The following is a 13,579-nucleotide window of genomic DNA, read 5'->3' as shown; positions in this document are numbered from 1 at the left end:
TACCTTCCGGAAGGGATAACGGTCGGGTCGCACGCTATCCAAATAACCGGTCTAAATAGGGCAAATCGCCGCTCACGTTCAGCTGATGTCGGCCGCCGTCAGCTGAAGAGTCGCCGTCAGCTGAAGAACAGCAGGCGGGCGAGCGCGATCAGGCCGATGAGGATGATCAAGCCGCGCAGCAGGAAGGGCGACAGCCGGCGACCGAAACGTGCCCCTGCCAGTCCGCCCAGCGTCGCGCCCGCGGCGATCAGCGCGACCACCCGCCAGTCGACCGAGTCCCACGACACGATCATGAAGGTGATCGCGGCGAGGGCGTTCACGGCCGTGGTCAGCAGGTTCTTCAGGCCGGTGATGGACTGGATCGACTGCGTGGTCAGCACGCTGAGCAGACCGACGATCAGCACACCCTGGGCCGCGCCGAAGTAGCCGCCGTAGATGCCCAGCAGGAACACACCGGCGACGATGGCCACCCGGCGGGCCGGTGACTCCCCGGTCGCACGGCGGCGGGCGGCGCGGCGCTGCATCGCCGGGCCGGCGACGACCATGACCAGGCCGATCGTGATCAGGACCGGCACGATCGCCCGGAAGGCGCCCACGGGCAGGACCAGGAGCAGCAGCGCACCGGTGATGCCTCCGGCGGCCGAGGCCGGCAGCAACAGCCGCAGCCGTGCGCCCTGGCCGGCCAGCTCCGAGCGGTAACCCCAGGTGCCGGTGATGCCGCCACCGACCAGGCCGATGTTGTTCGACACGTTGGCGACCAGCGGCGGATAGCCGAACAGCAGGAGCGTCGGGAAAGTCACCAGCGTGCCGGAGCCCACGACCACGTTGATCATGCCGGCCCAGAACCCCGCGGCGAAGATCGCGAACAACTCGAGCACCCCGCGACCCTATGCTCCGGTTGACACCGGTGCGCGGCTGGGCGAGTGTTCCGAGATGAGCGATGACTGGCCACCGGCAGGCACCCTCATGGCATCCCGCTACCGGCTGGTCTCGCGCCTGGAAACGGGCGGGATGGCGCAGATCTGGCACGCCGACGACGAGCTGCTCGACCGGCCCGTCGCCCTCAAACTGCCCTCCGGGCTCGACCCGGCACGCGCGGACGTCCTGCACCTGGCCTGGAAAGAGGCCAGGATGGCGGCCCGGCTGTCGCACCCCAACATCGCGGCCGTGCACGACTACAACGCGGCGATGCGGCCCGAAGGGTTCATGGCGCCGTTCGTCGTGATGGAACTGCTGGCCGGTGAGTCGCTGGCCGCCCGGCTCGACCGCTCACCACTGTCCTGGCAGGAGTCCGCGGGGATCGGCATCGCGGTCGCGGACGCCCTCACCGCCGCCCACGCCAACGGTGTCGTGCACCGCGACATCAAGCCGGGCAACGTGATGCTGACGCCGACGGGCGTGAAGATCCTGGACTTCGGCATCAGCGCCGCCACCGGTGAACCCGACGACGACGAGACCGGCGTGACCTTCGGAACCCCCGCCTACGTCGCCCCGGAACGGCTCGACGGCAAGCCCGCCGAACCCGCCACCGACGTGTACGGCCTGGGTGTGCTGCTCTACGAGATGGTCACGGGGGATCCGCCGTACCCGGTGGACACCTGGGAGGAGCTCGACGCGGCCCGGACCGCACCGCCGCGGTCCCTGCCGGCGGAGCTGCCGGTCGCCTTCCGGGAGCTCGTCGAGCTGTGCCTGCGCGAGGAGCCGGACCGGCGGCCGACCGCGGCCCACGTCAGTCGTGAGCTGGCCGCCCTCACCCCGCCCGCTGCGCCGCCTGCGCCGAGGAAGAAGCGGCGGGTCGCGCTCTTCTCGGGGCTGGCCGCGCTGGTGGTCTCGCTGATCGCCCTCTTCGCCGCGCTGGGCTCGTCCCGGCAGAGCATCGACGCGGCACCGTCCACGGCGCCGTCAGCCGCACCGTCGGCCGCGCCCTCGGGCGTCACGCCCAGGTCCGCGCCCGCGAGCACCCGGCCGGCGGCCCCGCCCACCGCAAGAGCCACCCCCACCCCCACCCCCACCGCCGCGGCGCCGCTGCGGGTGGACGATGCGATCGATCGGGTACGCGCGACGGTCCGGACCGGCAGGGAGAGCGGTCAGATCCGCCCGGACGTGGCGCAGGATCTGCTCAACCTGCTGCAACCGCTGGGCCGGGCCGAAGCGGCGGACGTCAGCGTCAGGGTGGAGGAGCTCCAGCGCAAGGTCCAGGAACGCACCGACGAGGGCAGCGTCGACGAAGCCCGCGCCGATCTGCTCTCGGCCCGCCTCGCCGACCTGTCCCGCGCTGCCGAACGCGCCACGGGCTGAACCCGCTCACGTCCTCGCTCTCGCGGGAAGCGCGCAGCCCGAAGCGCGGCCCGAAGCGCGCGGCCCGAAGCGCGCGGCCCAGAGCACGCGGCCCAGAGCGCGAACCGCGGGGCCCGGCGACGGTAGGTCAGGCCGAGCCGCGGAGGACCAGCCGGGTGCTCAGGACCAGCCCGCCCTCGCCGGCGTCCTCGTGGTCGATCTTGGCGAGCAGGAGACGGACCATCTCCTGGCCCATCTCCTCGATCGGCTGGTGCACGCTGCTCAGCGGCGGGTCGGTGTGCCGGGCGATCACGGAGTTGTCGAAGCCGACCACCGCGATGTCCCGGGGCGCGGAGAGCCCGCGCTGGCGCATCACCCGCAGGGCGCCCGCCGCCATCATGTCGGAGGCGGCGAAGACCGCGTCGACGCCGGGGTGCCGGTCGAGGAGCCACTGCATGGCCGCCGCGCCGCTCTCCTCGCTGAAGTCGCCGTTCGCGACGATGCCCTCGCCGACGACGTCGCGGTATCCGTCCAGGCGGGCGATGCCCGCGGCCATGTCGAGCGGGCCGGTGATGGTCGCGATCCGGCGGCGGCCCAGCTGGGCGAGATAACCGGTGGCCTCGCGGGCGCCGCCACGATTGTCGGCGTCGACGAAGGTGCCCGCGTCGGCGTGGGTGGGACGCCCGGCCCGGACCGTGGCGACACCGCGCTGCTCGAGGGTGGCCATCAGGTTGTCGTTGCCGTGCAGCGAGAGCAGCAGCGCGCCGTCGACGTGCTGGCGGGTCAGGTAGCCCTCGAGGCGTTCGCGCTCCTGCGGCGACTGCGAGATCATCAGGACCATCTGGAGGCCGCGGTCGACGAGGCCGGACGAGATGGACTGCACGATCCGGCCGAAGAACGGTTCGGCGAAGAACCGCTCCCCCGACTCGAAGATGACCAGCGCGATCGAGTCGGTCCGCTGTGTCACGAGCGTGCGCGCGGCCCTGTTCGGGACGTAGCCGAGCTCGGCGATCGCGTCCTCGACCGCCGCGCGGGCACCGGGACTGACCTGCGCCGAGCCGTTCACCACGCGGGAGACCGTCCCGCGCCCGACACCGGCCCGGAGCGCGACCTGGTCGAGCGTCGGGCGTCCGGTGGCCCGGGTCCGCTCCGCCGTCATCGCTGTCCTCCGTCCGCTGCGCTGAGGAACAACCTATCCCCGTCGCGCTACGCGAGGTCGGCGCAGGGTGCGCGCGCCCTCGCCGTATGGCCCGTTCGTACGTAACCGGTTCCGGAACTCAGGCGAGTTGTCCTGATCAAGGGGTGATTGCCGCCCCCGGGCACCGAATCTCCGCTTGACATGCGGCTTCGTCTATCGCTTCCTGTGACCTGGTTCATTGCAACCCTGTTACGGAAAGGACCTCACCGCATGACGACACGCCCCACCGGCGGACGTCTCGCCGGGCCCCGGACATATCGCCGGCACCTCGCCCGCACCCTTGCTGTTGTTCTCGCGGTCACGACCATCGGCACGGTCACCTCGACCGCCGCCGAGGCCGCCCCGCGTCCGGGAACGACGTCCGGGGCGAACCTCGGGGCCAACGTCACCGTCTTCGACCCGAGCATGCCGGTCAGCCAGATCCAGGCGACGCTCGACGCCACGAACGCGCGGCAGGTCGACAACGAGATGGGCACCGAGCGCTACGCGTTCCTGTTCAAGCCCGGCACCTACGGCACGGCCGAGCAGCCGCTGCAGATCAAGGTGGGCTACTACACCGAGATCTCCGGTCTCGGCGCCTCCCCCAGCGACGTTGTCATCAACGGCAAGGTGGAGGTCTACAACCGCTGCCTCGCCGACGGTGGCACCAGCAACTGCCTGGCGCTCGTCAACTTCTGGCGGACGCTCTCCAACCTGTCGATCAAGGTCAACGGGGCGGGTCAGGACGGCTGCCGCGCCTCGGCGAACTTCTGGGCCGTGTCGCAGGCCGTGTCGCTGCGCCGGCTCGACATCAGCGGCGGCAACCTGTCGCTGATGGACTACTGCACCGCGGGCCCGCAGTACGCGAGCGGTGGCTTCATCGCCGACTCGAACATGCCCGACGTGGTCAGCGGCTCGCAGCAGCAGTGGCTGACCCGGAACAGCAAGGTCACCAGCTGGTCCAACGGCGTGTGGAACCAGGTGTTCTCCGGCGTCGAGGGTGCACCGGCCGAGGCCGGCTTCCCGACCCCGCCGTACACGACGCTGGACAAGACCCCGGTCAGCCGGGAGAAGCCGTACCTGTTCGTCGACGCCAAGGGCAAGTACAACGTCCGCGTACCCTCCGCGCAGAAGAACTCGTCCGGCACGTCGTTCGCGAACGGTCTCACCCCGGGTCGTACGCTGCCGCTGAGCGACTTCTTCGTCGCGAAGCCGTCGGACCCGGTCTGGCTCATCAACGCCAACCTGGCGCTGGGCAAGAACCTGCTGCTGACCCCCGGTGTCTACGACATCGCCAGCAGCATCAACGTCTGGCGCCCCAACCAGGTGGTGCTCGGCATCGGTCACGCGACCCTGACCGCCGTCAAGGGCTCGACCCCGCTGAAGGTGGCGGACGTGCCCGGCGTGGTGATCGCGGGTGTGACCATCGACGCCGGCACCAAGGAGTCGAAGACGCTGCTGCAGGTCGGCAACAAGAACGGCCTCGGCATCAGCTCGGCGAGCAACCCGACGACGCTGTCCGACGTCTACTTCCGGGTCGGCGGGCCGCACATCGGCAAGACCGACGTGGCGCTCGAGGTCAACAGCGACAACGTGCTCATCGACCACACCTGGGTGTGGCGCGCGGACCACGGCGTCGAGGGCTTCACCGGTGGCGTGAACGGTGACAACGAGCGGTGGCGTACCAACATCGGTCGCAACGGCGCCGTGATCAACGGTGACAACGTGACCGCGACGGGCCTGTTCGTCGAGCACTTCCAGGAGTACAACACCATCTGGAACGGCAACAACGGCACGACGGTGCTCTACCAGAACGAGCTCCCGTACGACCCGCCGACGCAGGCGGACTGGATGAACGACAACGGCACGCAGGGCTGGGCCGGCTACAAGGTCGGTAACAAGGTCCGCAACCACACGCTGTACGGCGCGGGTGTCTACGTCTTCAACCAGAACAACCCGGAGATCCACACCGAGAACGGCTTCGAGGTCCCGAACCGCCCGGGTGTGAAGCTCCACCACATCATGACGGTCAACCTCAGCGCCGGCACCATCGACCACGTCGTCAACGGCGTGGGCGGCCCGGCGGACAACAGCAACACCGGTGCGCCGGTCTACGTCGTGGACTACCCGGCAGTTCCGTAACACCGCATCACGCACGAAGAAGCGGTCCCCCGAGCCGGGGGGCCGCTTCTTGTGTCTTCCGGGAGGTACGGGCGGTGATCAGCCGTCCAGCTGGCCGCGCAGCTTGACCAGGGCGCGGCTGATCAGGCGGGAGACGTGCATCTGGGAGATGCCGATCTGCTCCGCGATCTCGGTCTGCGTGAGGTTGCCGTAGAAGCGCAGCGTGAGGATCCTCTGCTCCCGCTCGTCCAGCGACGCCATCGCAGGCCCGAGGGCGATGCGGGCCTCGGCCAGTTCGTAGCCGTGGTCCTCGCCGCCGAGGGTCTCGCCGAGCTCACTGCTGCCCTCGCTGCCGACCGGGGTCGACAGGGAGGTGGCGTTGTAGGCCCGTGCGCCCTCGAGGCCCTCCAGGACCTCTTCCTCGGTGATGTCGAGGTGCGCGGCGATGTCCGGGACCGTCGGCGACCGGCCCAGGGTGTGGGTGAGCGTGCTGTTCGCGGCCGTGATGGCCAGGCGGAGCTCCTGGAGGCGGCGCGGCACCCGGATGGCCCACGTGCGGTCGCGGAAGTGCCGCTTGATCTCGCCGATGACGGTCGGGATCGCGTACCCCGCGAAGTCGGTGCCGTAGTCCGGGTCGAACTTGTCGACCGCCTTGATCAGACCGACGACTGCGGTCTGGAGCAGGTCGTCGTTGGGCTCGCCGCGACCGGAGTAGCGGTTGGCCAGGTGGCGGGCCAGCGGCAGCCACGCCTCGATCGCACGTTCGCGCACGGCGGGGCGCGACGGGTGATCCACCGGCAGGGCCGCCATCGCGGCGAGAAGTTCCCCGGCGTTGTCAGCGGTACGAGCGCTGGTCAACGGGTTGCTCTCCGCCGCTGTCCGCCGAGCGGTAGTTGTGGTCATGCAAAACTCCCTGTGTCGATTGTTGCCCCGCCGCAACTAACTGTAGCCCATGCGGATGAGACACAAACAACCGAAAGTATGAGTACCCTTTCGTGTCGTTCCGCTACAAGCCGGAGGAATGCCCTGTAGGTGTACCCGTGATCACGGCGGGTATGCCTCGCCATATGACACTGCAAGCCTTGGTTCTCGGTTGTTCCCTCAAGCCCTCCCCCGCGCCGTCGAGCTCCGAACTGCTCGGCCGCGAGGTCCTGACCGCCCTGGCCGATCACGACGTGACCGGTGAGGTGATCCGCGTCGTCGACCGGAACGTCAAGTTCGGCGTCTCGATCGACGAGGGCGACGGAGACGGCTGGCCGGAGATCCGCGCCAAGATCCTCGCCGCGCAGCTCCTGGTGATCGCCACGCCGATCTGGATGGGTCAGCCGTCCAGCGTCTGCAAGATGGTCCTGGAGCGCCTGGACGCCGAGCTGTCCGAGACCGACGACGAGGGACGCCTGCTCACCTTCGGCAAGGTCGCCGCCGTCGCCGTCGTCGGCAACGAGGACGGCGCTCACCACGTCGTCGCCGAGGTCCTCCAGGGCCTCAACGACACCGGCTTCACCATCGCCGCCAACTCCGGCACCTACTGGGTCGGCGAGGCGATGGGTTCGGTCGACTACCAGGACGCCGGGCCCAAGCCCGACACCACCGGCTCCGCGACCAAGACCCTCGCCGCCAACGCCGCGCACCTGGCCCACCTGCTTGCGAAGAGCCCTTACCCGGCGAGCTGATCAGCCGTCGATGCCGGTGGCGGAGTGCGGGGCGCCGACCGGTTTCGACTGCGGTGAGCCGCGCTGCCGCAGGTAGATCGCGAGGATCGCCATCGACGCGACGGCCAGCAGCTCGGACTGCCAGTTCTGCAGGGTCCGGTCCCAGAAGTCGGGCTCCATCAGGTACTCACCCCAGGAGACCGGGTCCTGCAGGTTGCCGAGCTGGTCCTCGTTGAACGCCGCGACCCCGGACACCGACTGGGCGAACCACGAGGCCAGGAAGATCGCGCCCATGACCAGGCCCAGCGAGTTGGAGAACAGGTGCAGGCGCCAGCCCCGCGCCCGCGCCCAGGCCGGGGAGTCGTCGTCGGCGAAAGCACCGACCTTCTGCTCCCGGTCCGACTCCAGGCCCGGCTCGTCGAGCGCCTTGGACTCCGGGGAACCCCGCTGCAGCAGCCAGACCGTGAGGAAGATGTAGAGGAAGAACTGCAGGTACTCGGACTGCCAGTTCTCCGCGACGTCCGTACCGAAACTGGCCGAGGTGACGTAGCGGGCGAGCGACACCGGGGGCAGTCCCTCGGTGAGCTGCTCCTGGTTGAAGTGCGCGTGACCGGCGAGGGCCTGCCCGACCAGCACGAGCAGGAACAGCACGCCGAAGACGAGGCCGAGGGAGTTGTCCCGGACGAAGCGCTTCATCGGTGCATCAGCCCCAGAGCGACGACGTAGATCAGGCCGATCGTGACCACCACGAGCAGCAGGACAAAAAGAGCTCGCATCGGTCAGCTCCCCTGCACAGCGCAGAGGTACGGCCGCTCGCCCCGCGAGGTGCAGCCGGCGGCGACGACCTTCCAGCCGTCGGGGAACACCGCGAGGAAGACCGTGTCGTCGCTGAGCCGCACCTGGGCCCACTGGCCGTACACGTCGGTGCCGGTGACCTGGCCCGGCGCTGGGAGATCCTCCTCGAGAACGGCCTCGGGGCACGGTTTGCCGGCGTTGCGGGAAACCTCGGACGCGGTCTCCGGAGCGAGAGCCGAGCAGGCGGTGACGCCGTCACGCGCGCCGACGGCGGTGAGCAGCCTGACGGCCACGGCGTCCGCCGCGCTCTCACGGTCGCCGCCGGCGCCACAACCCGCCACGGACAGACCGGCCGAAACCAGCAGAAGGGTCAGAACTCGCCACTTGTGCACGGGGCTGACTTCCCCGGTGAAGCCGATTTCATGCGTGATCACTCCGTGAGCAGGTCGAGGACCTCCTCCTCGGAGGCACCCGTGACCTCGCCGTCCTCGTACTTCTCGATCAGGCGAGGGTCGATGTACGACGCGCGGGCGACCGCGGGTGTGTTGCCGAGCAGCCCGGCGACCTCCTTGACGGCGTGCGTCACGACCTTCTTGCGGCCGGTCTTCGTCTCCTGCGGGCCGGCCGCGGCGAGCTCCTCGGCGGCCCGCAGCGTGCCGTGCCAGGTGCGGAAGTCCTTGGCGGTCATCTCCTCGCCGGTGGCCTCCCGCAGGTAGTCGTTGATGTCGTCGGCGCGGATCTCCCGCCACCTCCGCCCCGAGCCGTCCCAGTACGCGAACAGCCGCTGCTCCCCGCGACGGCGGCGCTTGAGGTCGCGCAGCACCTGGCAGACCTCCCCGTCCTCGACCGGGTTGGCGTGTTCGACACCCGCCTTACCGGTGAACTCCAGCACCACACAGCCGCCGCGGACCCGGACGTGCTCGGGCAGCAGCGTCGACAGACCGTACGAGGGGTCCTCGTCGCGGCGGGCGTACTGGTCGCTGCCGACCCGGAACATGCCCATGTCGAGGAGGCGGACGACGGCGGCCAGCACCCGTGCGCGGGTCAGGCCCCGGCCGCTGAGGTCGGTGCAGAGCCGGGACCGCAGCTCGGGCAGGTGCCCGGCGACCTCCAGGGCATGATCGAACTTCGCCTCGTCCTGGGTGCTGCGCCAGACCCGGTGGTAGAGGTACTGCTTGCGCCCGGCGGCGTCCTTGCCGGTGGCCTGGATGTGACCCTGCGGGTCGGGGCTGATCCAGACTTCTTCCCAGGCCGGTGGGATGACCAGCGCCTTGATCCGGTCGAGGGTCCCGGCGTCCTTGACGGCCTGTCCGTCCGGACCCAGATAGCGAAAGCCTTTCCCGGAACGCCGCCGGCTCAGGCCCGGTCCGGTCAAGTCACTACGCCGCAGTCGCACCGCGTACCTCCCTCACCGCCGGAACGGATCGTGGGGATGCCCCGCGCCCCGACCGGTAAACGAAGTGTCACGTTCGCCACTGCTGCCGCGTCCTGCCGGCATGAGCCTTCGTTTCAAGCGTCTTGTCGTGGCCCTGCTGGCCGTCTCCGCCGCCGTGGTCGGCATCTGGGCCGCCGCGTTCCCGGAGTCGTTCTACAGCGACTTCCCCTCCCCCGGGCGCAACTGGGTCTCCACCCTCGGCCCGTACAACGAGCACCTGATCCGTGACGTCGGCGGCCTCTACCTGGCTCTGCTGGTGCTCAGCGTGTGGACCTGGCGCCGGCCGACCGTGGCCGCCGTGCGGGTGACCGGCGGCGCCTGGCTGGTGTTCAACGCCGAGCACTTCCTCTGGCACGCCCTGCACCTGCAGGCCTTCCCGGTGATCGACCGGGTCGGGAACATGGTGGCGCTGGGCGGCGTCCTCGTCCTGTCCGTCCTGCTGCTCCTGCCCGACCGTGAACCCGCCCCCTCATGAGACGGCTGCCGCCGCCAGCTCCCACAGGCGGTCGGCCGCTTCCGGGTCGAGGGCGTGAGCGGCACCGCCACCGATGTGGTTGTCCTCGAAGTACTGACCGGTGACCCCCGCGACCAGCGGTGAGCCGGCCAGCAGGACGGAGGTCGAGGCGCCCTCGGCCAGGTTCTTCGAATACGGCTGCTCGATGATCACGCCGTGCTCGTCCATCGCCCCCATGGCCTTCATCGTCGTGTCGTCGACGTGCCGCTGCAGCCCGGTCATGATCCAGCCCGGGTTGACGGCGTTGGCGGTGATGCCGTCGGCCGCCCACCGCCGCGCCGCGCCCACGGCCAGCAGCACGTCCGCGGTTTTCGACTGCCCGTACGCGACCCACCGGTCGTACGGCCGCCGCGCGAACTGCGGGTCGGCAAAGTCGAACGGCACGTCGCGGTGGGCGCCGGAGCTGACCACCACGAGCCGCGCCGCGCCGGCCTCGCGCAGGTTGTCGTGCAGGGCGGTGGCCAGCGCGAAGTGGCCGAGGTGGTTGGTGGCGAGCTGGAGCTCCCAGCCCTGGGCGGTGAGCCTGCGCTCGGGGACGGCCATGACACCGGCGTTGGCGACGAGCGCGTGCAGCGGACCTCGCCACCAGCGGGCGAACGCGGCGACGGAGTCCAGGTCCGCCAGGTCGAGCGGCGGCACCCCCAGGGACTTCGCCGTGGCCGGGTCGCGGACGCCGAGGGTCACGTCCGCACCGGCGGCGGCGAGCACGCGTACCGTCTCGGCCCCGAGACCGGAACCGCCCCCGGTGACCAGGATCCGCCGGCCGGTGAGGTCGGCACCGGCCAGGATCTCCTGGGCGGTGGTCCGGGCGGTGAAGGGTGATGTCTGAGTCATATCCGAACGGTAAGTCGCCAGTTCTGGACTGTGTATCGTTGGCGGTCCACGATTTGTTAGCCATCGTCCAGACAGGGATCGCCATGGACCCGCTGCAGGACGTGCTGACGCTGCTCGATCCGGCGGCCTACCTCTCGGCCGGCCTGGTCGCCGGGGGCAGCTGGGCGGTCCGGTTCGAGCCACCGGCCGGGGTCAAGTTCAACGCCGTGAGCCGCGGCAGCTGCCTGCTGACGGTCGACGGTGTGCCCGGCACGATCCCCCTCGCCGAGGGTGACTGCTTCCTGCTGACCCGGCCACGCGGCTTTGTGCTCGCCGGCGACCCGGAGGCGTTCCCGGTGCCGGCCGGCCTGATCTTCGCGGCGGCCGCCGGCGGCCCGGCCCGCGCCGGGACCGGCGACGAGGTGGCCCTGCTCGGCGGCGGTTTCGACTTCGGGGCGCGGGCCCGGGACCTGCTGCTCGACGCGCTGCCACCGGTCGTCCATGTGCCGGCCGGCACCCGGGAGGCCGGCACCCTGAGGTGGGCGATCGGCCGGATCGACGCCGAACTGCGCGAGGGGCGGCCCGCCTCGGGACTTCTTGCCGAGCACCTGGCCGTCGTCATGCTGATCGAGATCCTGCGGCTGCGGCTGAGCACCACACCGGCGCCGGTGTCCGGCTGGCTCGCGGGCCTGGGCGATCCCGTGGTCGCCGCGGCGCTGCGGGCGGTGCACGCCCGTCCGGCGTACCCGTGGACGGTGGCCGGTCTGGCCCGGGAGGCCGCGGTGTCGCGCTCGACCCTGGCCGCGCGGTTCCGGGCGCTCGTCGGCCGCGGCCCGCTGGACTATCTCACCGGGTGGCGGCTCGAGCTGGCCGCCGACCGGCTGCGCCGCGGCACCGACCCGATCGCGGTCATCGCCCGCGACATCGGGTACGGCTCGGAGAGCGCGCTGAGCGTGGCCTTCAAGCGGGTGCTGGGCGATTCACCGGCGGCCTACCGCTCCAGGCACTCGGCGGGCAGCAGGAACCAGCGCAGCTTCTCGAAGGAGTCCGGCAGGTCGAGCCCGGCGCCGTCGGCGGGTTCCGGTCGATCCGCCATGATCGAGCGCGCTTCGTCCAGGTAACCGGTGAGCACCTCCTCACCGAGCGTCGGGCGCGGTCCCGGCATCGTGACCACACCGTCGGGACCTAAGTGCAGATCACTCAGGCGTACGGGCAGACGTGCCCCGCCCGCGTGCCGCCACAGTCCCGTCCGCGGGTCGAAGCGGTAGTCGGCCAGCAGCCGGTGCCCGTACCGGGCGATCAGCGCGACGGCGTCCGCGAGGTAGGCGGCGACGGTGTCGGAGATGAACCAGTTGAGGTTGATCCGGGCCCAGCCCGGTTTGATGCCCTCCCACCCCTGCACGATCTCGGCCTGGAACTCCCGCGAGTGCGCGTCGTCGATGCCGAGCAGCCGGTGGCCGTACGGCCCGGCGCAGGAGCATCCGCCGCGGGCCTGGATGCCGAACAGGTCGTTGAGCAGCGCGACGACGAAGTTGTGGTGCAGATGGCGTGCACCCGAGCGGACCTGGAACGACACGATCGAGAGCCGGTCGACCTCGAGATCACCGAGCACCTCGATGCGCTCCTCGCCGGCCCAGCGGGCCAGCAGCCCCGACCACAACTGCCGTTCACGGACGGCGATGGTCTCCGTGCCGACGGCGTCCTTGACCGCGAAGACGAGTCCCGCCCGGATCGACTCGACCACCGCCGGGGTGCCGCCCTCCTCGCGCGCGACCGGATCGTCCAGATATCGGTGCGAGCCCGGATCGACGAAGGCGACCGTCCCGCCACCGGGAACGGTCGGGACGCGGTTGGTCAGCAGTGTCTTGTTCACGACAAGCACGCCGGGCGTCTGCGGCCCGCCGACGAACTTGTGCGGCGACAGGAAGATCGCGTCCTGGTGGTCGCCACGCCCGGGCGCCGACTCCCGCATCCGGATCTCCACGTACGGGCCCGCGGCCGCGTAGTCCCACACGGCCAGCGCGTGGTGCTCGTGCAGCACCCGCGACACGGCATCGGTGTCGGTGAGCAGCCCGGTGACGTTCGACGCGGCCGAGAACGCCCCGATCCGCACGGGCCGGTCCGCGTACGCGGTGAGCTGTTCCCGCAGGTCGTCCAGGTCGACGTGGCTGTCCGGCCCGGCCGCGATGACCACCACGTCGGCGATCGACTCCCGCCACGGCAGCTCGTTGGAGTGGTGCTCGTAGGGCCCGACGAACACCACGGGCCGCTCACCGGCCGGGATGTGCGCGCCCAGGTCGTACCGGTCGTCCAGGGTCTCGGGCAGACGCAGGCCGAGGGCGGCGACCAGCTTGTTGATCGCCGAGGTGGCGCCCGACCCGCAGAAGAGCACCACGTCGCCGGGGCCGCCACCGACGCTGCGGTGGATGATCCCCCGCGCCTCCTCCCGCAGCGCCCCGGTCTGCAGCCCGGTCGTCGACGCCTCGGTGTGGGTGTTCGCATAGCGGGTGAGCACCTGGGCCCGGATGAAGTCCTCGACGAAGTCGAGCGCCTGCCCCGACGCGGTGTAGTCGGCGTAGGTGATGCGGCGGGCGCCGTAGGGCCCGTCGAGCACCTCCCCGGCCCCGATCAGCCCCCGGCGGATCCGTTCGAGCATCGTCATGGCCAGACGTTACCGCCGGGACGCCCGTTTGCGGCTCGGCCGTCGGGACAGCAGGCCTGGGAGCGTTCCCAGGACCCGGGGGGCGTGATCGGATCGTGCCCTGCGTTGTCGGACCCCCGTGCTAGACATGCAC

General features: G+C 70.6%; 12 protein-coding genes and 1 pseudogene. 5 read left to right on the top strand and 8 right to left on the bottom strand.

Features of this window, described 5'->3' with window-relative positions; all coding sequences use genetic code 11:
• Positions 1-116: 116 nt before the first annotated feature.
• Complete coding sequence (locus AFR_RS17675; protein WP_023362044.1) at positions 117-878, bottom strand: sulfite exporter TauE/SafE family protein; 762 nt, start codon at positions 876-878, stop codon at positions 117-119.
• A 55-nt stretch (positions 879-933) separates the two neighbouring features.
• Between AFR_RS17675 and AFR_RS17670 the strand changes: the two genes are divergently transcribed.
• A complete protein-coding gene (locus AFR_RS17670) occupies positions 934-2,298 on the top strand; it encodes a serine/threonine-protein kinase (protein ID WP_158510552.1) in 1,365 nt (454 codons plus the stop codon).
• Positions 2,299-2,425: 127 nt separating this feature from the next.
• Here AFR_RS17670 and AFR_RS17665 read toward each other — a convergent pair whose 3' ends face one another.
• Positions 2,426-3,436 carry a LacI family DNA-binding transcriptional regulator gene (locus AFR_RS17665; RefSeq protein ID WP_023362040.1) on the bottom strand — a complete coding sequence of 337 codons (1,011 nt, stop codon included), beginning with the start codon at positions 3,434-3,436 and terminating at the stop codon, positions 2,426-2,428.
• Between the two features lie 249 nt (positions 3,437-3,685).
• Between AFR_RS17665 and AFR_RS17660 the strand changes: the two genes are divergently transcribed.
• Positions 3,686-5,596: a pectate lyase-like domain-containing protein gene (locus tag AFR_RS17660; RefSeq protein ID WP_023362038.1), complete on the top strand. Its 1,911-nt coding sequence runs from the start codon at positions 3,686-3,688 to the stop codon at positions 5,594-5,596.
• Between the two features lie 78 nt (positions 5,597-5,674).
• Here the strand turns inward: AFR_RS17660 and AFR_RS17655 are convergent, their stop codons facing one another.
• Positions 5,675-6,478, bottom strand: a complete 804-nt coding sequence (locus AFR_RS17655; RefSeq protein ID WP_041840940.1) for a SigB/SigF/SigG family RNA polymerase sigma factor — start codon at positions 6,476-6,478, stop codon at positions 5,675-5,677.
• 164 nt (positions 6,479-6,642) lie between these two features.
• Here AFR_RS17655 and AFR_RS17650 point away from each other — a divergent pair, with 164 nt between their 5' ends.
• A complete protein-coding gene (locus AFR_RS17650) occupies positions 6,643-7,248 on the top strand; it encodes a flavodoxin family protein (protein ID WP_023362034.1) in 606 nt (201 codons plus the stop codon).
• On the opposite strand, the gene AFR_RS17645 is transcribed toward AFR_RS17650, so the two are convergent.
• The 3 genes from AFR_RS17645 to AFR_RS17635 all read right to left on the bottom strand — a co-directional run bounded on the left by AFR_RS17645 (position 7,249) and on the right by AFR_RS17635 (position 9,418).
• Positions 7,249-7,923 (bottom strand): DUF6766 family protein, encoded by a 675-nt coding sequence (locus tag AFR_RS17645; RefSeq protein WP_023362032.1) that lies wholly within the window; start codon positions 7,921-7,923, stop codon positions 7,249-7,251.
• A gap of 83 nt (positions 7,924-8,006) precedes the next feature.
• Positions 8,007-8,456, bottom strand: a complete 450-nt coding sequence (locus AFR_RS17640; RefSeq protein WP_023362030.1) for a hypothetical protein — start codon at positions 8,454-8,456, stop codon at positions 8,007-8,009.
• Entirely contained in the window at positions 8,453-9,418 is a 966-nt protein-coding gene (locus AFR_RS17635; RefSeq protein ID WP_041840939.1) for a DNA topoisomerase IB, read from the bottom strand. Before AFR_RS17635 ends, AFR_RS17640 begins: the two co-directional genes overlap by 4 nt.
• Before the next feature lie 100 nt (positions 9,419-9,518).
• On the opposite strand from AFR_RS17635, the gene AFR_RS17630 reads away from it, so the two are divergent.
• A complete protein-coding gene (locus AFR_RS17630; RefSeq protein ID WP_041840938.1) occupies positions 9,519-9,932 on the top strand; it encodes a DUF4345 family protein in 414 nt (137 codons plus the stop codon).
• On the opposite strand, the gene AFR_RS17625 is transcribed toward AFR_RS17630, so the two are convergent.
• Positions 9,927-10,805: an SDR family NAD(P)-dependent oxidoreductase gene (locus tag AFR_RS17625; RefSeq protein WP_023362024.1), complete on the bottom strand. Its 879-nt coding sequence runs from the start codon at positions 10,803-10,805 to the stop codon at positions 9,927-9,929. The two genes, AFR_RS17630 and AFR_RS17625, sit on opposite strands and share 6 nt — an antisense overlap.
• Before the next feature lie 83 nt (positions 10,806-10,888).
• Here AFR_RS17625 and AFR_RS45135 point away from each other — a divergent pair, with 83 nt between their 5' ends.
• On the top strand, positions 10,889-11,905 hold the full coding sequence (locus AFR_RS45135) for an AraC family transcriptional regulator (protein ID WP_023362022.1): 1,017 nt from the start codon (positions 10,889-10,891) through the stop codon (positions 11,903-11,905).
• 389 nt (positions 11,906-12,294) lie between these two features.
• Here the strand turns inward: AFR_RS45135 and AFR_RS17615 are convergent.
• Positions 12,295-13,440: pseudogene (locus tag AFR_RS17615) on the bottom strand (aminotransferase class V-fold PLP-dependent enzyme); the annotation flags it as partial.
• Between the last annotated feature and the right edge of the window lie 139 nt (positions 13,441-13,579).

The organism is Amorphoplanes friuliensis DSM 7358 (assembly GCF_000494755.1).
GTDB classification, from domain to species: Bacteria; Actinomycetota; Actinomycetes; order Mycobacteriales; family Micromonosporaceae; genus Actinoplanes; species Actinoplanes friuliensis.
The sequence above is the reverse complement of the archived record's forward strand: the minus strand, read 5'-3'. Positions and strand labels throughout refer to the sequence as shown.

Bases quoted from the DNA above. Each gene is read 5' to 3' on its own strand.
- AFR_RS17670 (WP_158510552.1), top strand. From the start codon at position 934: ATGAGCGATGACTGGCCACCGGCAGGCACCCTCATGGCATCCCGCTAC.
- AFR_RS17665 (WP_023362040.1), bottom strand. From the start codon at position 3,436: ATGACGGCGGAGCGGACCCGGGCCACCGGACGCCCGACGCTCGACCAG.
- AFR_RS17660 (WP_023362038.1), top strand. From the start codon at position 3,686: ATGACGACACGCCCCACCGGCGGACGTCTCGCCGGGCCCCGGACATAT.
- AFR_RS17655 (WP_041840940.1), bottom strand. From the start codon at position 6,478: ATGACCACAACTACCGCTCGGCGGACAGCGGCGGAGAGCAACCCGTTG.
- AFR_RS17650 (WP_023362034.1), top strand. From the start codon at position 6,643: ATGACACTGCAAGCCTTGGTTCTCGGTTGTTCCCTCAAGCCCTCCCCC.
- AFR_RS17645 (WP_023362032.1), bottom strand. From the start codon at position 7,923: ATGAAGCGCTTCGTCCGGGACAACTCCCTCGGCCTCGTCTTCGGCGTG.
- AFR_RS17630 (WP_041840938.1), top strand. From the start codon at position 9,519: ATGAGCCTTCGTTTCAAGCGTCTTGTCGTGGCCCTGCTGGCCGTCTCC.
- AFR_RS17625 (WP_023362024.1), bottom strand. From the start codon at position 10,805: ATGACTCAGACATCACCCTTCACCGCCCGGACCACCGCCCAGGAGATC.
- AFR_RS45135 (WP_023362022.1), top strand. From the start codon at position 10,889: ATGGACCCGCTGCAGGACGTGCTGACGCTGCTCGATCCGGCGGCCTAC.